Source organism: Actinobacillus porcitonsillarum (assembly GCF_003101015.1).
In the GTDB taxonomy this organism is placed as follows: domain Bacteria; phylum Pseudomonadota; class Gammaproteobacteria; order Enterobacterales; family Pasteurellaceae; genus Haemophilus_A; species Haemophilus_A porcitonsillarum.
On sequence record NZ_CP029206.1, the window covers coordinates 1,725,588 to 1,745,087 of the forward strand.

Sequence of the window (19,500 nt, forward strand, 5' to 3'; positions counted from 1 at the left end):
TTTCGCATAATGTAGATTATGTTAAATTGAAACAAACTATAAGAAATCCGACTTTAATGTTCATACTCATCTCCATCGGATTTCTTTATTATTTACACATTATTGCGCAATCGAACCAAATTTTCCTGCTTGTACATCACGAATTGCTTGCACAATTTCAGCTTCGCTATTCATGACAAATGGTCCATAACCTACAATAGGCTCATCAATTGGTTCGCCGGTTAAAATCAGAATTTTTGAGTCTTTGTTTGCAGCAAGCTCAACATCTGAACCACCACGCACAAATGTAGCTAATTCACCTGTTTTAGCAATATCGCTACCATTGATTTTAACTTCTCCATCAAGCACTAACACAATTAGATTATGGCTTTCCGGTACAGCAAACAGATTGCTTTTACCTGCATTTAGACGAACATCCCACATATTTACAGGTGTAAAGGTACTTGCTGCACCATTTACATTATTTAAATTTCCTGCAATTAAACGAGCGTAACCAGCATTATCGGCAAACTCAACAACAGGAATTTCTGCTGATGTAATTGCTTGATATTTTGGCGTTGTCATTTTGTCTTTCGCCGGTAAATTCACCCAAAGTTGCACCATTTCGAACATTCCACCCTCTTTAGAGAATTTTTCAGAATGGAATTCTTGATGCATTAAGCCTGAGCCAGCCGTCATCCATTGTACATCGCCAGTCCCGATTGTGCCGCCACCGCCATAAGAGTCGCTATGCGAAACTTCGCCTTGATAGGCAACGGTTACTGTTTCAAAACCACGGTGTGGATGCTCTCCTACTCCACGTGGGTGATATTCACGGTTTGGTTCAAAATAACGAGGTGGATTATAATCCATCAATAAGAACGGACTTAAGTTTTCATTTCTCTCGTTATAGCTAAACATTGATTGAACTTCAAAACCATCTCCAACCCAGTGTTTTGCTGGAGCACGACGAATATTTGCTAATTTTTTCATATAAACCTCACATTGTTATCTAATGGACGCTATTATATACTTTCATTTTTACAGATAAACTATCAAAAAGTAAAAACTCTATTTACTAAAAGCGAATAATAATTCACTAGATAACAATGATTTTTTATTAACGCAATTTTTCTGGAACCTTCGGTGCAGGTAAACGTTTCAACACCGTCCCTTCCAAGTTAATATCGCCAAAACGGAAATGGCCATTATTCCAGTCTTCTACCGCTTGTTCTAAGGCTTCTTTGCTGTCTGCCACAAAGTTCCACCAAATGACGGTTGGATGAGGTAGAGGCTCGCCGCCTAATAACATAATATGCGAACCGGCTTCGGCCCAAAGGTCCAATTCACCATTTGCATTTTGGCAATCAAATAAGACCGCTAGCTCATCGGCTTTATAGCTCACGCCGTTTACTTTCACTTCGCCTTTTAACACTAAAATGCCATATTCAAAGGTCGGAACACGGTCTATATCAAAGGCTTGCGCATTTTTAAATTGCATATCTACCCCAACCAATGGGCTAAATTGCGTAGTGGGTGCAGTGCGACCTAAGTAGCTACCTGTGGTTAGTACATAATCAATACCGTTTTCGCTCCATTCAGGTAATTCAGGATAATGCTCAAAATTCGGTTTGATTTCTTGGTTCATTGGCAACGCAATCCAAAGTTGTACTGCGTGTAAATCGTGAACACCTTCAGGAGTTTGCTCTGTATGGCTAATACCGTAATTTGCCCCTGTTCCAGCCGTCATTAAATTCACTTGTTTAGGGCGAATAAGCTGACGATTGCCAAGGCTATCTTGGTGCCAAACTTCGCCTTGTAGCATCCAAGTAAAGGTTTGAAGATTGGTATGCGGATGTAGACCTACTTGTAAACCTAATGAATCTTCTTCAAATTCCGCAGGCCCTGCGTGATCTAAGAAACACCAAGCACCTACGGTTTTGCGTGTGGCTTGTGGTAATAAACGGGCAACGGGAATACCGCCCACATCTTTTGTTTTTGCTAAAATTTTATCTACGCTCATGACATTCTCCATATTAAGAAAAACCGGCGGATTATAACCGCATAGACTGATGACAAACCTAAAATTGTCGTGAATACCACGATATTTTTTCAGTGCAAGTATTCAACTCATTCAATTTTGCGGAAATCTCAAGTCTCATAGTAGACATTGAGAATGTCATTATCAATTGCATCCCCTTCCCCTCACCCGCTTGCGGGAGAGGGTGGAGAAAAATGTGAAGCATTTTTCGGAGGGAGAGGGGAAATAACGATCTTTCCCCCTCTCTCTGCCTACGGATTCTGAACGAATCCTACGGCTGTCTCTCTCCCGTAAACGGGCGAGAGGAAATGAGATTTTGTCAGCAATCTGAACCCTAAGTTGATCGGCGAGCCATTGCGTGAACTCAATCAAATAAATCACTACCCTATTTTAAGTTGGGCTAAGTTAAATCACTCTTGGGTTTTCGAACATCAAGAAATCGGCTCGCAAGTTGTTAATTATTATCCTAAGTTGATTAGTGAAAATATTTATCTTATTCATAAAAGTGTTGTGGAAGGTGTGGGGATCGCGGTGTTGCCGGAAGTGTTGGTAAGAAAAGATTTAAAGCAAGGGACATTACAAATTATTTCTCCGAACGGTTGGAAAATTCCTAAATGGATGGTTCACGTTGCTTACAGCTCCCGTCATAGTTTGCAGCCATCTGCCAGATTATTGATTGATTTTCTTGCGGTTAAATTTGCCGAGTCAGATATTGTTATCTAAAAAAATCCCCTTAATGAGAGAATTAAGGGGATTGCAATTTTTAGGATAAAAAAGACCGCTTGTTAAAATTGGCTATGTATAACCATAGCCAATTTAGATATTTTATTATGAATTATTTTCTCTTGCTCGAGTGAGAATATTTTGAATTTCAAGCATTGTTTCTTGATCTTCTGCTAATGCAATTTTACGCATTTCTGCATTTTTGAAAATCTCAAGTTTAGGATCATAAACTTCCGCCATTAATTTCACGTGATGACGATCTCGGTCGAAATAGTATTTACAGATTTCATCTGCCACTTCGTGTTCAATACCTAAAATTTCTAATGCCTTACGACTGCTTCGTACTGCTGAGTCAAAGGTTTCTCGAACCTGAATATCTGCACCCGATTTATAAAGTTCAAACACATGACGGCGGTCATAAGCACGAGCCAAAATTTTGATGTTCGGATTCATTGAACGGGCAAGCTCCACAATATGTAATGCTTGTTGTTTATCGTCCACCGCAACAATCAATAATTCTGCTGTTTCAATTCCTGCATTGTGTAATAACTCCGGACGTGTTGCATTACCATAATAGCTTTTAATACCGAACTGTCTTGCCGCTTCAACCTGTTTTGCATTGAGATCGATAATTGTTGGGTGATAACCGGACATCGTTAAAATATGATTAACAATCTGCCCATAACGCCCAATACCGACTAAGATAATCGGGTGCTGTTCATCAATATGATCTTCAGCTTGCTGCTCGCCTTTATCTGCTAAACGAGGTACAACAAATTTATTGTGCAAAATAATGGTTAATGGGGCAAAAATCATCGAAAGCACTACAATCGCCGTGAAATTCGCTTGAATTTCCGAGCTAATTACCCCCTGAGTTGCCGCTGCCGCATAAAGAACAAAAGCAAATTCCCCACCTTGTGCCATCACGACGGCTCTATCCATAGCGGTAGAATTGGTACTTTTTGCTAATTTAGCAATAATAAAAATCGCCAGAGATTTAACAAACATCATCGCCAAAACAATAGATAAAATCATCAGCCAGTTGTTAAAGACGATGTTTAAATCTAGTGCCATTCCCACGCCAAGGAAGAATAAGCCTAACAGCAAGCCTCTAAACGGCTCAATGTCCGCCTCTAATTGATGACGGAAGCTCGATTCAGAAAGTAACACCCCTGCCACAAAAGCGCCCATTGCCGTAGAAAGTCCGCCCTCTTCCATCAATAATGCTGAACCTAATACGACGAACAACGCTGCAGCAGTCATCAGTTCACGGATTTTAGTTTTCGCCAAAATACGGAAAAGAGGGTTTAATAACCAAACTCCTGCAACAACTAAAGCGGTAACCGATAAACCGGCTATACCGATTTTCTGCCATACCGGTTGAGCATTTGCCACCTCATTCGCTTCGAGTGGTGATAGGAATGTAACTACTGCTAATAGTGGCACAATAATCAGATCTTCAAACAATAAAATGGAAACCATTTTTTGACCACGATAGCTTGCCATATCGCCACGTTCGCTTAACACCTGCATCACAATCGCCGTTGATGTTAAAACAAAGCCGGCGCCACCAATAAATGCTACTTGCCACGGAAAACCAAAAGCCATACCGACAAATGTCAGTAAGATTGCGCTTGTAACTACTTGAGCACTACCTAAACCAAAAATTTGACGGCGTAATCCCCAAAGGTGGGACGGTTTCATTTCCAACCCGATAATAAATAAGAACATCACGACACCTAGTTCGGCGACGTGTATGATAGATTGAGAATCAGAGAAAAGTTTTAACCCAAACGGACCAATTGCGATACCCGCGGCTAAATACCCTAATACCGAACCTAACCCTAACCGTTTAAAAATAGGCACAGCAATAATTGCTGCACCCAGTAGCGTAACGACGCTTACTAATTGATTTGCACCTTCTGCTGCCATATACCCTCAATATTTAAAATTTACCTATTATATTTTTACCTGTTTAATTTTTATTAAACAATGAGCTATTATTGAATATATTTTATAAAATTTCTAGTCCTAACACCTTGTATTTACTTAGATTTAACGATTTAATTTAATAGGTAAATAAATAGAATTCCAAATTAAAAAATATCCTAGTTTTCCTCTTCCTTCTTCGGGTAAAATAAGTACCGGTTTAGATTTAAGGAAAAGTATTTATGATAATACCAATAATTGATTTACAGATTGCCTGTGAAAATAGTGAAAATTTACCCAGCTTAGAACAATTTATGCTCTGGGTGCAAACAGCACTGGCTTATGAAGCACAAACTGAAGAGTTTCCAGAAACGGAAATGACCATTCGCATTGTTGATGAAGCAGAAAGCCACGAATTAAACCTAACTTATCGAGGCAAAGATAAACCAACAAATGTACTCTCTTTCCCCTTTGAAGTGCCGGAAGGTATTGAATTGCCACTATTGGGCGATTTAGTCATCTGCCGCCAAGTTGTAGAAAAAGAAGTGGAAGAACAACAAATATCCCTTGAATCTCATTGGGCGCATTTAGCCATTCACGGTACGCTGCATTTATTAGGTTATGATCATATTGAAGATGAAGAAGCCGAAGAAATGGAAGGATTAGAAACTGAAATTATGCAAAAACTCGGTTTTGCCGATCCTTACCTCTCTGAAAAAGTCATCGAAAGCTAATTCCCAACGCTATGAGAAAACTCGTTGTTTTGACTTCAGCACCTGACTTTCTGGAAGGTGCTGAAAATTTTTCCCATATTATCCTGCCTATCTTATCTTCTGATAAAGAAAAAAACGTTACATTGCCACGAAATCATAAAATTTCAGATTGGCAAAAAATCCCATTTTCCAATGCAAAAACGTTATTAGGTACGGAACACCCTTTCGCTTTTTTTGATATGCGAGCTTCAAATGGCGTGAATTTTCATTTGGAAGCCTTTGCGATTGTTGCCGGCACTATTCAAGATAATGGGATACTCTATCTTATCTGCCCTCATTGGCATAATTTAAGTGAGCAAATGGATGAAGATGCGTTACGTTGGAACGATAATAAACTCATTACAACACCCCATTTCTATCACTACTTCAAACAGTGTATTCACGAGTTTCATTTTGAAGTTACATCTGAGTTTTCCTATCCTACAAGCGGTCAAAATCTCGTTGAATTTCGCCAATTTACGCCACAACAGCAAAATATTTTTGAAAATTTACCGCTTGATCACGCAGATATTCATCTTATTACTGCACCTAGAGGACGAGGAAAATCCACTTTAGCCGGCAAATTAGCAGAACAAATTGCGCAAAAAATGCCTGTGATCATTACTTCCCGTAGTCAAGCTGCTCTACCTAGCTTTTGGAGAATGATCCAATCTGAGCATATTCAATTCTTTCCGCCGGATTTGCTTATCAAACAGATTGAAGAACAAGCGTTAAACCCTCAGAGCTGGCTATTTATTGATGAAGCCGCCAGTTTGCCTTTGCCTCTGCTGGTTAAGTTTTGTGAGTTTTTTCATAAAGTTGTTTTAACCACAACAACGCATAATTATGAAGGAACAGGCAGAGGCTTTTCATTGAAATTACCGCCACTTTTAACTCGAAGCATTAAACAATGGCAATTAACTCAACCGCTACGTTGGCAGGAAAACGATCCACTCGAATATTTTGTGGAGCGATTATTGCTACTGGATGATGAAGTTCATTATGATCATCAGAAAAAGGCAACAAAAACAGACTTTTATCGCCTACTCGCTGCAGCGCACTATAAAACAACACCTACGGATTTACGCCGTTTATTTGATGGTGAAAATCAAATTTTATTTCCTTATTCAGGGAATGGGCAACTTCTTGGTGGCATTTGGGCGATAAACGAAGGTGGTTTAGATAATGTGCTTTCACAAGCCATTTGGCGAGGAGAACGGCGACCGCAAGGCAGCTTAGTGGCGCAATATCTTTGTTATCAAGGTAATCTCCCCGAAGCACCGCAGCTATACTCTGTCCGAATTTCTCGTATTGCTGTCGAGCCTCTCTTCCAAAAGCAAGGTATCGGCAAGCGGTTAGTTTCTGATTTTATTTTGCAAATTTCACAGCAAAAACAACCGCTTGTTGATTTTATTTCAGTCAGTTTTGGACAAACCGAAGCATTAACCCATTTTTGGCAACAATGTGGTTTTGAATTAGTCCAAATTACACCAAATAAAGAAGCCAGTAGCGGTTATTACAGTGCGATGATGCTCTACCCTTTAACGGAGAAAGGCAAACAATTTGTAGAAAAAGCAAAAATGCGATTTAGTCGAAATCAAGCACTATTGCCCCATATCCAAAATGGTAGTCAGAAAATGGCTGAAGACCTCAAATTGGATAAAGCCGATTGGCAGGATTTATACGGTTTTGCTTATGCGCAACGTTCTTTTCAGGCGAGCTACACCAGTCTAAAACGGCTTTATTGGCAATATCCTGCACAATTTTCTGCGATGAAGGGGATTTTTGAACGAGAAGAACCATTGCCCAACAACAAAAAGCAATGGATTAACCATTACAGAACGTTGGTGCAAAAAATTTTGCAAGAAAATGATGGATAGCGCTTGCCAAAAGCGATATTTCGCTTTATAAAGATTTCATTTCAAACACAACTTTTAGAGGACAATAAAATGTCAATGTTTAGTCATATTCAAGCAGCACCAGCCGATCCTATTTTAGGTTTAGGAGAAGCATTTAAAGCAGAAACACGTGCCGGAAAAATTAATCTTGGTATTGGTGTTTATATGAACGATGAAGGGAAAACGACAATCGTTAAAGCCGTTAAAGAATCGGAACGCCAATTATTAGAAACGGAAATGACCAAAAATTATTTAACCATTGATGGTGTGGCAGCTTATAACGCCCAAACCCAAGTATTGCTTTTCGGTGAAAATGCTGAAGTGATTACTTCTGGTCGAGCGAAAACAGCACAAAGTTTGGGTGGCACCGGTGCTTTACGTATTGCAGCAGAATTTATTAAACGTAACACCTCTGCAAAAAATGTTTGGATTTCGGCTCCAACTTGGCCAAACCATAATGCGATTATGGCAGCGGTTGGCTTAAATGTGAAAGATTATCGCTACTACGATCCAAAAACAAACCGCTTAGATTGGGATAATCTTATTGCGGATTTAAGCCAAGCGGAAGCTGGTGATGTGGTGTTATTCCACGGTTGTTGTCATAACCCAACCGGTATCGATCCAACACCGGAACAATGGGAAACATTAGCAGCTTTATCTGCAGAAAAAGGCTGGTTACCATTATTTGACTTTGCTTATCAAGGTCTTGGTAACGGTTTAGAAGAAGATGCTTACGGTTTACGTGCCTTTGCTAAAAGCCACAAAGAATTATTAGTTGCAAGCTCGTATTCAAAAAACTTCGGTTTATATAATGAGCGTGTTGGTGCATTTACCCTAGTGGCTGAAAATGCAGAAGTTGCAAATCGTGCCTTTACGCAAGTGAAATCTATTATTCGTGTACTCTACTCTAACCCATCAGCACACGGTGCAAGTACCGTTGCAACAGTGTTAGCAAATCCTACGCTGAAAGCTTCGTGGATTGAAGAATTGACGGAAATGCGTAACCGTATTAAAGAGATGCGCAATCAATTAGTTCAGTTATTAAAAGAGAAAGGGGCAACTCAAGACTTCTCTTTTATCAATGAACAAAATGGAATGTTCTCTTTCAGTGGCTTAACACCTGAACAAGTCGATCGTTTACGTGAAGAATTTGCTATTTATGCGGTTCGCTCCGGACGTATCAACGTTGCAGGCATTACCAGCAGCAATATTGAAGCGTTAGCAGAAGCTATTGTGAAAGTACTTTAACTACTATGCCTTATAAAATCCCTCATCGAGGGATTTTTTTACTCAAACAACCTCTCCCTTACTCGCAGAAATTGAATTTCCTTATACGAAAGTAATTAAATATCCACACAAGTGTCATAACTTACAAAAGTAGACTAAAAGAAAAAACTATACGATAAACTCCCAAAGGTGCATATTATTTCCCCCCCTCAAAAATCAATAAATTACATACATTTCCTTTACAAAACCTTAACAAAAATGAGTGTTTCATTTCCTATAAAACATCCGACCAGTGTTATTTTTGGTCAAAAAGCAAACAAATAGACTGCAGCAAACGTTTGCCTTATGTTGTGTTACAAAAATATTATGGTTTTTTGTTTAGAATAATTTATCTATATTCATTTTTTAGGGAATGGGAGGGATGATGCTAAAAAATGATTTTAACGTATTGGGACAAATTGCTTGGTTATGGGCAAATTCTCCAATGCACCGAAATTGGTCAGTTTCACTGTTAATGAAGAATGTTATTCCTGCAATTGAAAATGACCAATATTTGTTACTAGTTGATGATGGTTTTCCTATTGCATATTGCAGTTGGGCCAAATTAACTCTAGAGAGTGAGGCTCGCTATGTAAAGGACACCAATTCATTAAAAATAGATGATTGGAATGCAGGAGATCGTATATGGATCATTGATTGGATTGCCCCATTCGGGGATTCATCTCTATTGTATAAACATATGAGACAACGTTTTCCATACGATATTGGAAGGGCAATTAGAATCTATCCTAGCAAAAAAGATACTGGAAAAATCATATATTTAAAAGGAGGAAAAATAACAAAAAAAGTAGCTGAAAAGACATTTCTTCAATATGAGCAAGAGTTAATAACAGCTCTACAATAATATCTTTAAATGATCAATTATATATAAAGGAGACTCTTTTATGTCAAAAATCACTTTGTCATCATTAAAATCGTCCTTACAACAAGGATTGACAAATGGGAAAAACAAGTTAAATCAAGCAGGTACAACACTGAAGAATGGTTTAACTCAAACTGGTCATTCTCTACAGAATGGGGCTAAAAAATTAATCTTATATATTCCTCAAGGCTATGATCCGGGTCAAGGAAATGGAATTCAAGATTTAGTTAAAGCTGCTAATGATTTAGGTATTGAAGTATGGCGAGAAGAACGCAGCAATTTGGACATTGCAAAAACTAGCTTTGATACAACTCAGAAAATTCTAGGTTTTACTGATAGAGGAATTGTATTATTTGCACCTCAGCTAGATAATTTATTAAAGAAGAATCCTAAAATTGGCAATACATTAGGAAGTGCTTCTAGCATCTCACAAAATATAGGTAAAGCCAATACTGTATTAGGTGGTATTCAATCTATTTTAGGATCTGTTTTATCTGGAGTAAATCTGAATGAATTACTTCAAAATAAAGATCCTAATCAATTAGAACTTGCAAAAGCAGGGTTAGAACTGACTAATGAATTAGTTGGTAATATTGCTAGCTCGGTGCAAACTGTAGATGCATTTGCAGAACAAATATCTAAACTAGGTTCACATTTACAGAATGTGAAAGGATTAGGAGGATTGAGTAATAAATTACAAAATCTACCAGATCTAGGAAAAGCGAGTTTAGGTTTGGACATTATCTCTGGTTTACTTTCTGGAGCATCTGCAGGTCTCATTTTAGCAGATAAAGAGGCTTCAACAGAAAAGAAAGCTGCCGCAGGTGTAGAATTTGCTAACCAAATTATAGGTAATGTAACAAAAGCGGTCTCATCTTACATTCTTGCCCAACGAGTGGCTTCAGGTTTGTCTTCAACTGGTCCTGTCGCTGCATTAATCGCATCTACAGTTGCACTAGCTGTTAGCCCTCTTTCATTCTTAAATGTAGCTGATAAGTTTAAACAAGCTGATTTAATCAAATCATATTCTGAACGCTTCCAAAAATTAGGATATGATGGAGATCGTTTATTAGCTGATTTTCACCGTGAGACAGGAACTATTGATGCTTCTGTAACAACAATTAACACTGCTTTAGCAGCTATCTCCGGTGGAGTTGGAGCTGCAAGCGCAGGTTCTCTAGTCGGAGCTCCAGTTGCATTACTCGTTGCTGGTGTTACAGGACTTATTACAACTATTCTCGAATATTCTAAGCAAGCTATGTTTGAACATGTTGCAAATAAGGTTCATGACAGAATAGTTGAATGGGAGAAAAAACATAATAAAAACTATTTTGAGCAAGGTTATGATTCTCGTCATTTAGCTGATTTACAAGACAATATGAAGTTTCTTATCAATTTAAATAAAGAACTTCAGGCTGAACGCGTAGTAGCTATTACCCAACAAAGATGGGATAACCAAATTGGAGACCTAGCGGCAATTAGCCGTAGAACGGATAAAATTTCCAGTGGAAAAGCTTATGTGGATGCTTTTGAGGAGGGGCAACACCAGTCCTACGATTCATCCGTACAGCTAGATAACAAAAACGGTATTATTAATATTAGTAATACAAATAGAAAGACACAAAGTGTTTTATTCAGAACTCCATTACTAACTCCAGGTGAAGAGAATCGGGAACGTATTCAGGAAGGTAAAAATTCTTATATTACAAAATTACATATACAAAGAGTTGACAGTTGGACTGTAACAGATGGTAATGCTAGCTCAAGCGTAGATTTCACTAATGTAGTACAACGAATCGCTGTAAAATTTGATGATGCAGGTAACATTATCGAATCTAAAGATACTAAAATTATCGCAAATTTAGGTGCTGGTAACGATAATGTATTTGTTGGGTCAAGTACTACCGTTATTGATGGCGGGGACGGACATGATCGAGTTCACTACAGTAGAGGAGAATATGGCGCATTAGTTATTGATGCTACAGCCGAGACAGAAAAAGGCTCATATTCAGTAAAACGCTATGTCGGAGACAGTAAAGCATTACATGAAACAATTGCCACCCACCAAACAAATGTTGGTAATCGTGAAGAAAAAATTGAATATCGTCGTGAAGATGATCGTTTCCATACTGGTTATACTGTGACGGACTCACTCAAATCAGTTGAAGAGATCATTGGTTCACAATTTAATGATATTTTCAAAGGAAGCCAATTTGATGATGTGTTCCATGGTGGTAATGGTGTAGACACTATTGATGGTAACAATGGTGACGATCATTTATTTGGTGGCGCAGGCGATGATGTTATCGATGGAGGAAACGGTAACAATTTCCTTGTTGGAGGAACCGGTAATGATATTATCTCGGGAGGCAAAGATAATGATATTTATGTCCATAAAACAGGCGATGGAAATGATTCTATTACAGACTCTGGCGGACAAGATAAACTGGCATTTTCGGATGTAAATCTTAAAGACCTCACCTTTAAGAAAGTAGATTCTTCTCTCGAAATCATTAATCAAAAAGGCGAAAAAGTTCGTATTGGGAATTGGTTCTTAGAAGATGATTTGGCTAGCACAGTTGCTAACTATAAAGCTACGAATGACCGAAAAATTGAGGAAATTATTGGTAAAGGAGGAGAACGTATTACATCAGAACAAGTTGATAAACTGATTAAGGAGGGTAACAATCAAATCTCTGCAGAAGCATTATCCAAAGTTGTGAATGATTACAATACGAGTAAAGATAGACAGAACGTATCTAATAGCTTAGCAAAATTGATTTCTTCAGTCGGGAGCTTTACGTCTTCCTCAGACTTTAGGAATAATTTAGGAACATATGTTCCTTCATCAATAGATGTCTCGAATAATATTCAATTAGCTAGAGCCGCTTAATATTCAAATCATAGCAATCCTATGGTGTAAATTATAGGATTGTTATTTTTTTAAAGGAGAATTTATGGAACCCAATAAAAATAAGGATCTTGGTTTAGCTGCACTTAAAATTCTTGCTCAATATCATAATATTTCAGTCAACCCCGAAGAATTAAAACATAAATTTGATCTAGATGGAAAAGGTTTGTCTTTAACATCATGGTTAATCGCAGCAAAATCATTAGATTTAAAAGCAAAGGCTATTAATAAAGCCGTTGAGCGTTTACCTTTTGTTAATTTACCTGCACTTATCTGGAGGGAAGATGGAAAACATTTTATCTTAGTAAAGATAGATAAAGATAAAAAACGCTATTTAACCTATAACTTAGAGGATGATGCGCCTAAAATTTTGGAGGAAAGCGAGTTTACTAATTTATACCAAAATAAAATTATTTTAATGACCTCTAGAGCATCTATTATTGGTCAACTTGCAAAATTTGATTTTACTTGGTTTATTCCTGCTGTCATTAAATATAGGAAAATTTTTATTGAAACCTTGATCGTTTCTGTTTTTTTACAAATTTTCGCACTAATTACACCGCTATTTTTCCAAGTTGTTATGGATAAAGTATTAGTTCATAGGGGATTCTCGACTTTAAATGTCATTACTATTGCTCTTGCAATTGTTATTGTATTTGAAATTATCTTAAATGGACTAAGAACTTATATATTTTCTCATAGTACAAGTAGAATTGATGTTGAATTAGGAGCAAAACTTTTCCGACATTTATTAGCACTACCAATTTCTTATTTTGAAAATCGAAGAGTTGGAGATACGGTTGCTAGAGTAAGAGAATTGGATCAAATCCGCAGTTTTTTAACAGGACAAGCGCTTACATCTGTTTTAGATCTTGTTTTTTCGTTTATTTTCTTTATCGTTATGTGGTTTTATAGCCCAAAACTTACGATAGTCATTCTTTGTTCGCTACCATTCTATATATTATGGTCATTATTAATCAGTCCAATACTTCGTCGTAGATTAGACGAGAAATTTGCTAGAGGAGCTGATAATCAATCCTTTTTAGTTGAATCAGTTAGTGCAATAAATACAATTAAAGCAATGGCCGTTACTCCACAAATGACTAATATTTGGGATAAACAATTAGCTGGTTATGTAGCATCAAATTTTCGAGTTACTGTTTTGGCAACTATCGGTCAGCAAGGTGTGCAATTCATTCAAAAAACTGTCATGGTAATAAATCTTTGGCTTGGTGCACATTTAGTAATTTCAGGTGATTTAAGTATAGGAAAACTTATTGCATTTAATATGTTATCTGGGCAAGTTATTGCTCCTGTTATTCGTTTAGCTCAATTATGGCAAGACTTTCAACAGGTCGGTATTTCAGTGACTCGTTTAGGTGATGTATTGAATGCCCCAACAGAAAGTTATAAAGGCAAATTATCTCTACCTGAAATTCAAGGTGATATCACATTCAAGAATATTAATTTTAGATACAAACCTGACTCTCCTACTATTTTACGTAATGTTTCTTTAAGTATTAAAAAAGGAGAGGTTATCGGAATAGTTGGGCGTTCAGGCTCAGGGAAAAGTACCTTAACAAAATTATTACAACGTTTTTATATTCCCGAGCAAGGTCAAATTTTAGTTGATGGACATGACTTAGCTTTAGCTGATCCCAACTGGCTACGCCGTCAAATCGGTGTAGTACTACAAGATAATGTGCTATTTAATCGCTCTATTAGAGAAAATATTGCACTCACGGATCCAGGAATGTCGATGGAAAGGATTATTGCAGCCGCTAACTTAGCTGGTGCCCATAGCTTCATCTCTGAATTAAAAGAAGGATACGATACAATAGTGGGTGAACAAGGGGCTGGTTTATCAGGAGGGCAACGACAAAGAATAGCAATAGCTAGAGCACTTATTAATAATCCCAAAATACTAATTTTTGATGAAGCTACCAGTGCATTAGATTATGAATCAGAACGGATTATTATGAATAATATGTCCAAAATCAGTGAAGGAAGAACAGTAATAATTATTGCTCATCGATTATCTACAGTAAAAAATGCAGATCGCATTATTGTGATGGAAAAGGGAGAAATTATTGAAGAAGGAAAACATAATGAATTACTTCAAAACACTAATGGGTTTTATTACTATCTAAATCAATTACAAATGAATTAAGGAAGAAAGAAAATGAAACTTTGGATAATAAGCATTTATGAATTTTTTCTTCGATATAAAAATCTTTTCCAAGAAGTATGGAAAGTTCGTAAAGAATTAGATTCACCTGTAAGACTTAAAGAAGAATATGAGTTTCTGCCAGCTCATTTAGAGTTAATTGAAACTCCTGTTTCTAAAAAGCCTCGAGCTGTAGCTTATTTAATCATGTTATTTCTTGCTATCTCTATAATTATTTCTATTTTTAGTAAAGTGGAAATAGTTGCAACAGCAACAGGTAAATTAACATTTAGTGGTAGAAGTAAGGAAATTGAACCTATTGAAAATGCTTTAGTAAAAGAAATTTTTGTGAAAGATGGGCAATTTGTAGAAAAAGGCGACCTCCTGATTAGTTTATCTGCTTTAGGTGTAGAAGAAGAGCTAAAGAAGTCTCGCTCTTCCCTTGCGTTGGCAAGATTAGAAAAATATCGTTATAGCACCCTCTTAGAATCCATTGAGAAAGAAAAATTACCTGTAATTGATTTTTCTCATATGGAATTAGATAGAGTATCCGAAGAGGAACGCTTGAGAATAAAGCATTTAATTGAGGAGCAATATACCACATGGCAAAAACAAAAATCTCAAAAACTTTTAGCTTATAAGAGAAAACAAGCAGAAAAACAAACATTGCTTACTTATATAAGAAAATATGAGGGGTTATTTAAAATAGAAAATGAAAAATATCAGGATTTAAAAAAATTATATAACCAAAAATCTGTATCAAGGCATGAATTACTTGTTCAAGAAAATAAATCTATTGAAGCTAAGAATGAATTAGATGTTTCTCATTCAAGATTAAATGAATTAGAGCATGATTTATTACAAGTTCAAGAAGAGATTTTCCTTACAACACAATTATTTAAAAGTGAAATTTTAGAGAAGCTTAAACACCATGTTGAAAATGAGAAACAGTTAAGTCTAGAATTAGAAAAGAACTATCAACGACAGCAAGCATCCATGATAAGGGCACCTATATCTGGTACAATTCAGCAGTTAAAAGTTCATACTATCGGTAGTGTTGTAACTACAGCTGAAACATTAATGATAATTACTCCTAAAGAAGATCTTCTAGAAGTAACAGCATTGATTCAGAATAAAGACATAGGTTTTATTAAGCAAGGGCAAGATGCAATTATCAAAGTTGATACATACCCTTATACACGTTATGGATATTTACAAGGAAAAGTAAAACATATTAGCTTAGATGCAATAGAGCATCCTCAACTAGGCTTAGTATTTAATGCTATCATTAAATTTAATGAAGGCACTCAAAATTTGTTTGATGAAAAAGGGATTAAGCTCGGTTCGGGAATGACTATTACTGCTGAAATAAAAACCGGTATGCGTAGCATAATCAGCTATTTATTAAGTCCTTTGGAGGAAGGATTTACAGAAAGTTTAAGGGAACGTTAAAAAGTACCATAAAACATATTCTATCTAAAATAAACCCGCTCCAAGTAAAAATTGGAGCGGATTATATACAATAGGGAAAAACCTACCTACAGTGTTTTTTTTAAGATCGCGAATTTATTATTGATTTAACCAAATCATAAAATCTGCTACGGTATGGAAAGAACCAAAGACCAACACAATATCTTGTTCTTTAGCCTGATTAAAAGCAATAGGCGTTGCTTGGGCGATATTTTCATAAGCACAAGCGGTCGCATTTGGTAAAGATTTTACCAACTTTTCAAATACTGCTTCCCCACTCTGCCCTCTCCAGCAATCTAACCCAACACAAAACCATTCATCAATAAGATTATCCAGCGGTTCAACAATACCTGATAATTCTTTATCTTCAAGGCAACTAAAAATAGCAAAAATTTTGCCTTTTTTAACCGCTTGTAAGCGCTCTGCTAAATAACGTGCGGCATGTGGATTATGTCCCACATCAATTATCACTTTCGCTTTAGGCATTATCCCACTAAATTGTGCGAAGTCAGATGCTGCCAACGTTTGAAAACGCCCAGTCATCTGTGCTTCAGATAGTGTTTCTCGAATAATCTGTTCACTCATGTTAAATGGTAATTGTGTCAGTGCCGCAATTGCCGTTCCAGCATTGGGAATAGGAATAAGTGGCATAGGTAAATCAACAAACTGTTGATCTGCCGCCTTCCACGAAAAACGCTCTGCTTTAACAGAATAATGCCAATCAACATCTCTTTGCATAACGTGACATTGTAATTGTTTGGCGTGTGTTAAAATGGAGTTCGGGCAATCCGGTTCACCAATCACTACGGGGATATGTTCACGGAAAATGCCTGCTTTTTCTCGACCAATATCTTCTCGATTGTCGCCTAAGAACGCCACGTGATCGATGTCAATAGAGGTAATAACCGCTAAATGAGGATCAACGATATTCGTTGCATCTAAACGTCCGCCTAAGCCGACTTCTAAAATCACAACATCTAATTTCGCATTTTTAAATAATTGAAATGCTGATAACGTACTGAATTCAAAGTAGGTTAAAGAAGCGGTCTTTTTTTCATTAATATCTGCAAAAGATTGAATATGAAAGTGATCGGCTAAAACCTCGCCATTGATACGGACACGTTCATTGTAGCGAATTAAATGTGGCGAAGAATAAACGCCCACGGTTAAACCTGCTTTAAGTAATGCAACTTCCAAAAAACGGCAAGTTGAGCCTTTTCCATTGGTACCGGCAACCGTTATAACATAAGGCGCAGGATTAAGTAGGTCAAGCTGTGCTGCTACGCTTTTAATCCGTTCAAGCCCCATATCAATAGGTTTAAAATGGCTTTTTTCTAAATAAGCCAACCAAGTTTCTAGGCTATCAGAACGGTCTGGGGTAATTAAATCTGTCATCATAATCAAAAGAAAATCCCTGCTTTAACAGGGATTTATGTATTTAAAAAAGGTTATTCTTCAATAATCAATTCACCCGTTTTAAACGGTGAAGGTTGATTTGTCATTTTAGCACACAGACGAGCAAGGGTATCTCGCATATCTTTGCGATGTACGATCATATCTATTGCCCCGTGTTCTAATAAAAATTCTGAACGTTGGAAGCCTTCCGGTAATTTCTCACGTACCGTTTGCTCAATAACACGAGGACCGGCGAAACCGATAAGTGCTTTAGGCTCAGCAATATTCAGATCCCCCAACATTGCTAAACTTGCAGAAACGCCCCCTAATGTTGGGTCTGTAAGCACAGAAATGAATGGTACGCCCTTTTCACGCATTTTCGCTAAAATGGCACTTGTTTTTGCCATTTGCATTAACGAGAATAACGCTTCTTGCATACGAGCACCGCCCGAAGCAGAGAAACAGATGAATGGAATATTTTCATTTAATGCTTTTTCTGCCGCACGTACAAATTTTGCTCCTACAACAGAACCCATTGAACCGCCCATAAATTCAAAATTAAATGCAGCAGTGACAACCGGCATACCGTAAAGCGTACCTGAAATCACGATGAAAGAGTCTTTCTCGCCCGTTTCTTTTTGTGCAGCGGATAAACGATCTTTATATTTTTTCAGATCTTTAAATTTTAAAATATCTTGGGGTTCTAATTCTGCCGCAATCTCTTGCGCCGAACCTTCATCTAAGAGATTTAATAAACGTGTTCTTGCATTGATACGCATATGGTGATCGCATTTAGGGCAAACTTCCATATTGCGTTTTAGCTCTTCACTGTAAAGAACTTGTTCACAGCTGGTACATTTTGTCCAAACACCTTCCGGTACTTTTGACTTGCCTGCGCTTGATGAAGATTCTCTACCTAAAATTTTGTCTAACCAACTCATTTTTAAACCTTTTTGTTATCGTTTAAAAGAAAAATCGCTGTATTAAAGCATAAATTTCATCAATTGGGTATGCTTTAATGCAATTATCTGCTCGGATCTGCAAAATAACTACAAATAAAGCTACGAATAAGTGCAGGTACGATAAATAAATGCTGCAATTAAAATACACAACATAATGATAATTTGCACTAATCTTTTCTTGGTCAGTTTCTCGTGCGCCATAAATTCCTTCCTTTTATTGCTCTGTGCTAAAATAGCAAAATAATTCAATTTTTTAACCGCTTGTAAGGAATAATAATGCAAAAACGTCCTTCTATCGATCAATTTCTTGATGTCGTTGCCCAACTTCGTGATCCACAATCCGGCTGCCCTTGGGATTTAGCGCAAAATTTTGACACTATGCTCCCCCACTTATTAGAAGAAACCTATGAGGTGGCAGAAGCTATCCATAAACAAGATCGAACGTCATTAAGAGAAGAATTAGGCGATTTATTGCTTCAGGTCGTGTTTTTAAGTCAATTGGCAAAAGAAGAAGGCTGTTTTGATTTTTATGATGTTTTAACGGATATTCACGATAAATTGATCTACCGCCATCCTCACGTGTTTGGCGATAAAAAAGCAAAAGATAGCGAAGAAGCATTAAAAACGTGGGAAGAACAGAAAGCAAACGATGAAAAACATCAGCAACAAACTTCGATTTTAGACGATTTGCCTTTTGCACTTCCAGCTTTAACCCGTGCGCATAAAATGCAAAAACGCTGTGCAAAAGTCGGTTTTGATTGGGATAACTCTCAGGATGTATTAGCGAAAGTTGAAGAAGAACTCCAAGAAGTCAAGGATGAAATCGCACTCTACCCACAACGGGCTGAACAGCTTAGCGAGGAATTAGGCGATCTTCTTTTTGCAACGGTCAATCTTTGTCGTCATTATCAGGTGGAATCGGAAGATTGTTTGCGCCAAGCGAATGTCAAATTTGAAAATCGCTTCAGAAAAGTAGAACAGATAGTGAAATCACAAGGAAAACAGATGAAAGATTGTTCTTTATATGAGCTAGATGAAATTTGGAAACAAATAAAATCTTTAGAATAATTGACAATTCCTATAAAAGTTGTAAATTGTCAGCACTGAGTAAACTCGTTGAATTA

General features: G+C 37.1%; 14 protein-coding genes. 9 read left to right on the forward strand and 5 right to left on the reverse strand.

Features of this window, described 5'->3' with window-relative positions; genetic code table 11:
- Nucleotides 1-99: 99 nt before the first annotated feature.
- Together DDU33_RS08355 and DDU33_RS08360 are read right to left on the reverse strand one after the other, a co-directional pair.
- A complete protein-coding gene (locus DDU33_RS08355) occupies nucleotides 100-972 on the reverse strand; it encodes a pirin family protein (RefSeq protein WP_108924684.1) in 873 nt (290 codons plus the stop codon).
- 127 nt (nucleotides 973-1,099) lie between these two features.
- The gene (locus tag DDU33_RS08360; RefSeq protein ID WP_108924686.1) at nucleotides 1,100-2,002 is read right to left on the reverse strand and encodes a pirin family protein; all 903 of its coding nucleotides are present in this window, start codon (nucleotides 2,000-2,002) and stop codon (nucleotides 1,100-1,102) included.
- A 372-nt stretch (nucleotides 2,003-2,374) separates the two neighbouring features.
- Here DDU33_RS08360 and DDU33_RS08365 point away from each other — a divergent pair, with 372 nt between their 5' ends.
- Complete coding sequence (locus DDU33_RS08365) at nucleotides 2,375-2,743, forward strand: LysR substrate-binding domain-containing protein (protein ID WP_157951838.1); 369 nt, start codon at nucleotides 2,375-2,377, stop codon at nucleotides 2,741-2,743.
- Nucleotides 2,744-2,848: 105 nt separating this feature from the next.
- Here DDU33_RS08365 and DDU33_RS08370 read toward each other — a convergent pair whose 3' ends face one another.
- Nucleotides 2,849-4,675 (reverse strand): monovalent cation:proton antiporter-2 (CPA2) family protein, encoded by a 1,827-nt coding sequence (locus tag DDU33_RS08370; RefSeq protein WP_108924690.1) that lies wholly within the window; start codon nucleotides 4,673-4,675, stop codon nucleotides 2,849-2,851.
- Between the two features lie 239 nt (nucleotides 4,676-4,914).
- Here DDU33_RS08370 and ybeY point away from each other — a divergent pair, with 239 nt between their 5' ends.
- The 7 genes from ybeY to DDU33_RS08405 all read left to right on the forward strand — a co-directional run bounded on the left by ybeY (nucleotide 4,915) and on the right by DDU33_RS08405 (nucleotide 16,001).
- On the forward strand, nucleotides 4,915-5,406 hold the full coding sequence (gene ybeY / locus DDU33_RS08375) for an rRNA maturation RNase YbeY (protein ID WP_108924692.1): 492 nt from the start codon (nucleotides 4,915-4,917) through the stop codon (nucleotides 5,404-5,406).
- Between the two features lie 11 nt (nucleotides 5,407-5,417).
- On the forward strand, nucleotides 5,418-7,304 hold the full coding sequence (locus DDU33_RS08380; protein WP_005817643.1) for a tRNA(Met) cytidine acetyltransferase TmcA domain-containing protein: 1,887 nt from the start codon (nucleotides 5,418-5,420) through the stop codon (nucleotides 7,302-7,304).
- 69 nt (nucleotides 7,305-7,373) lie between these two features.
- Entirely contained in the window at nucleotides 7,374-8,570 is a 1,197-nt protein-coding gene (locus tag DDU33_RS08385; RefSeq protein WP_005817644.1) for an amino acid aminotransferase, read from the forward strand.
- A gap of 400 nt (nucleotides 8,571-8,970) precedes the next feature.
- Nucleotides 8,971-9,453, forward strand: a complete 483-nt coding sequence (gene apxIIC / locus DDU33_RS08390) for an RTX-II toxin-activating lysine-acyltransferase ApxIIC (RefSeq protein ID WP_012263032.1) — start codon at nucleotides 8,971-8,973, stop codon at nucleotides 9,451-9,453.
- 40 nt (nucleotides 9,454-9,493) lie between these two features.
- Nucleotides 9,494-12,364, forward strand: a complete 2,871-nt coding sequence (locus DDU33_RS08395; RefSeq protein ID WP_108924696.1) for an RTX family hemolysin — start codon at nucleotides 9,494-9,496, stop codon at nucleotides 12,362-12,364.
- A 64-nt stretch (nucleotides 12,365-12,428) separates the two neighbouring features.
- Nucleotides 12,429-14,552, forward strand: coding sequence for a type I secretion system permease/ATPase (locus DDU33_RS08400; RefSeq protein WP_005817646.1), 2,124 nt, complete (start codon nucleotides 12,429-12,431; stop codon nucleotides 14,550-14,552).
- A 12-nt stretch (nucleotides 14,553-14,564) separates the two neighbouring features.
- Entirely contained in the window at nucleotides 14,565-16,001 is a 1,437-nt protein-coding gene (locus tag DDU33_RS08405) for an HlyD family type I secretion periplasmic adaptor subunit (RefSeq protein WP_005817647.1), read from the forward strand.
- A 117-nt stretch (nucleotides 16,002-16,118) separates the two neighbouring features.
- Here the strand turns inward: DDU33_RS08405 and folC are convergent, their stop codons facing one another.
- Both folC and accD read right to left on the reverse strand, forming a co-directional pair.
- Complete coding sequence (gene folC, locus DDU33_RS08410; RefSeq protein WP_108924699.1) at nucleotides 16,119-17,414, reverse strand: bifunctional tetrahydrofolate synthase/dihydrofolate synthase; 1,296 nt, start codon at nucleotides 17,412-17,414, stop codon at nucleotides 16,119-16,121.
- Between the two features lie 53 nt (nucleotides 17,415-17,467).
- Nucleotides 17,468-18,355, reverse strand: coding sequence for an acetyl-CoA carboxylase, carboxyltransferase subunit beta (accD, locus tag DDU33_RS08415; RefSeq protein WP_005817649.1), 888 nt, complete (start codon nucleotides 18,353-18,355; stop codon nucleotides 17,468-17,470).
- A 297-nt stretch (nucleotides 18,356-18,652) separates the two neighbouring features.
- Here accD and mazG point away from each other — a divergent pair, with 297 nt between their 5' ends.
- Nucleotides 18,653-19,444: a nucleoside triphosphate pyrophosphohydrolase gene (mazG, locus tag DDU33_RS08420; RefSeq protein ID WP_108924701.1), complete on the forward strand. Its 792-nt coding sequence runs from the start codon at nucleotides 18,653-18,655 to the stop codon at nucleotides 19,442-19,444.
- Nucleotides 19,445-19,500 lie beyond the last annotated feature (56 nt).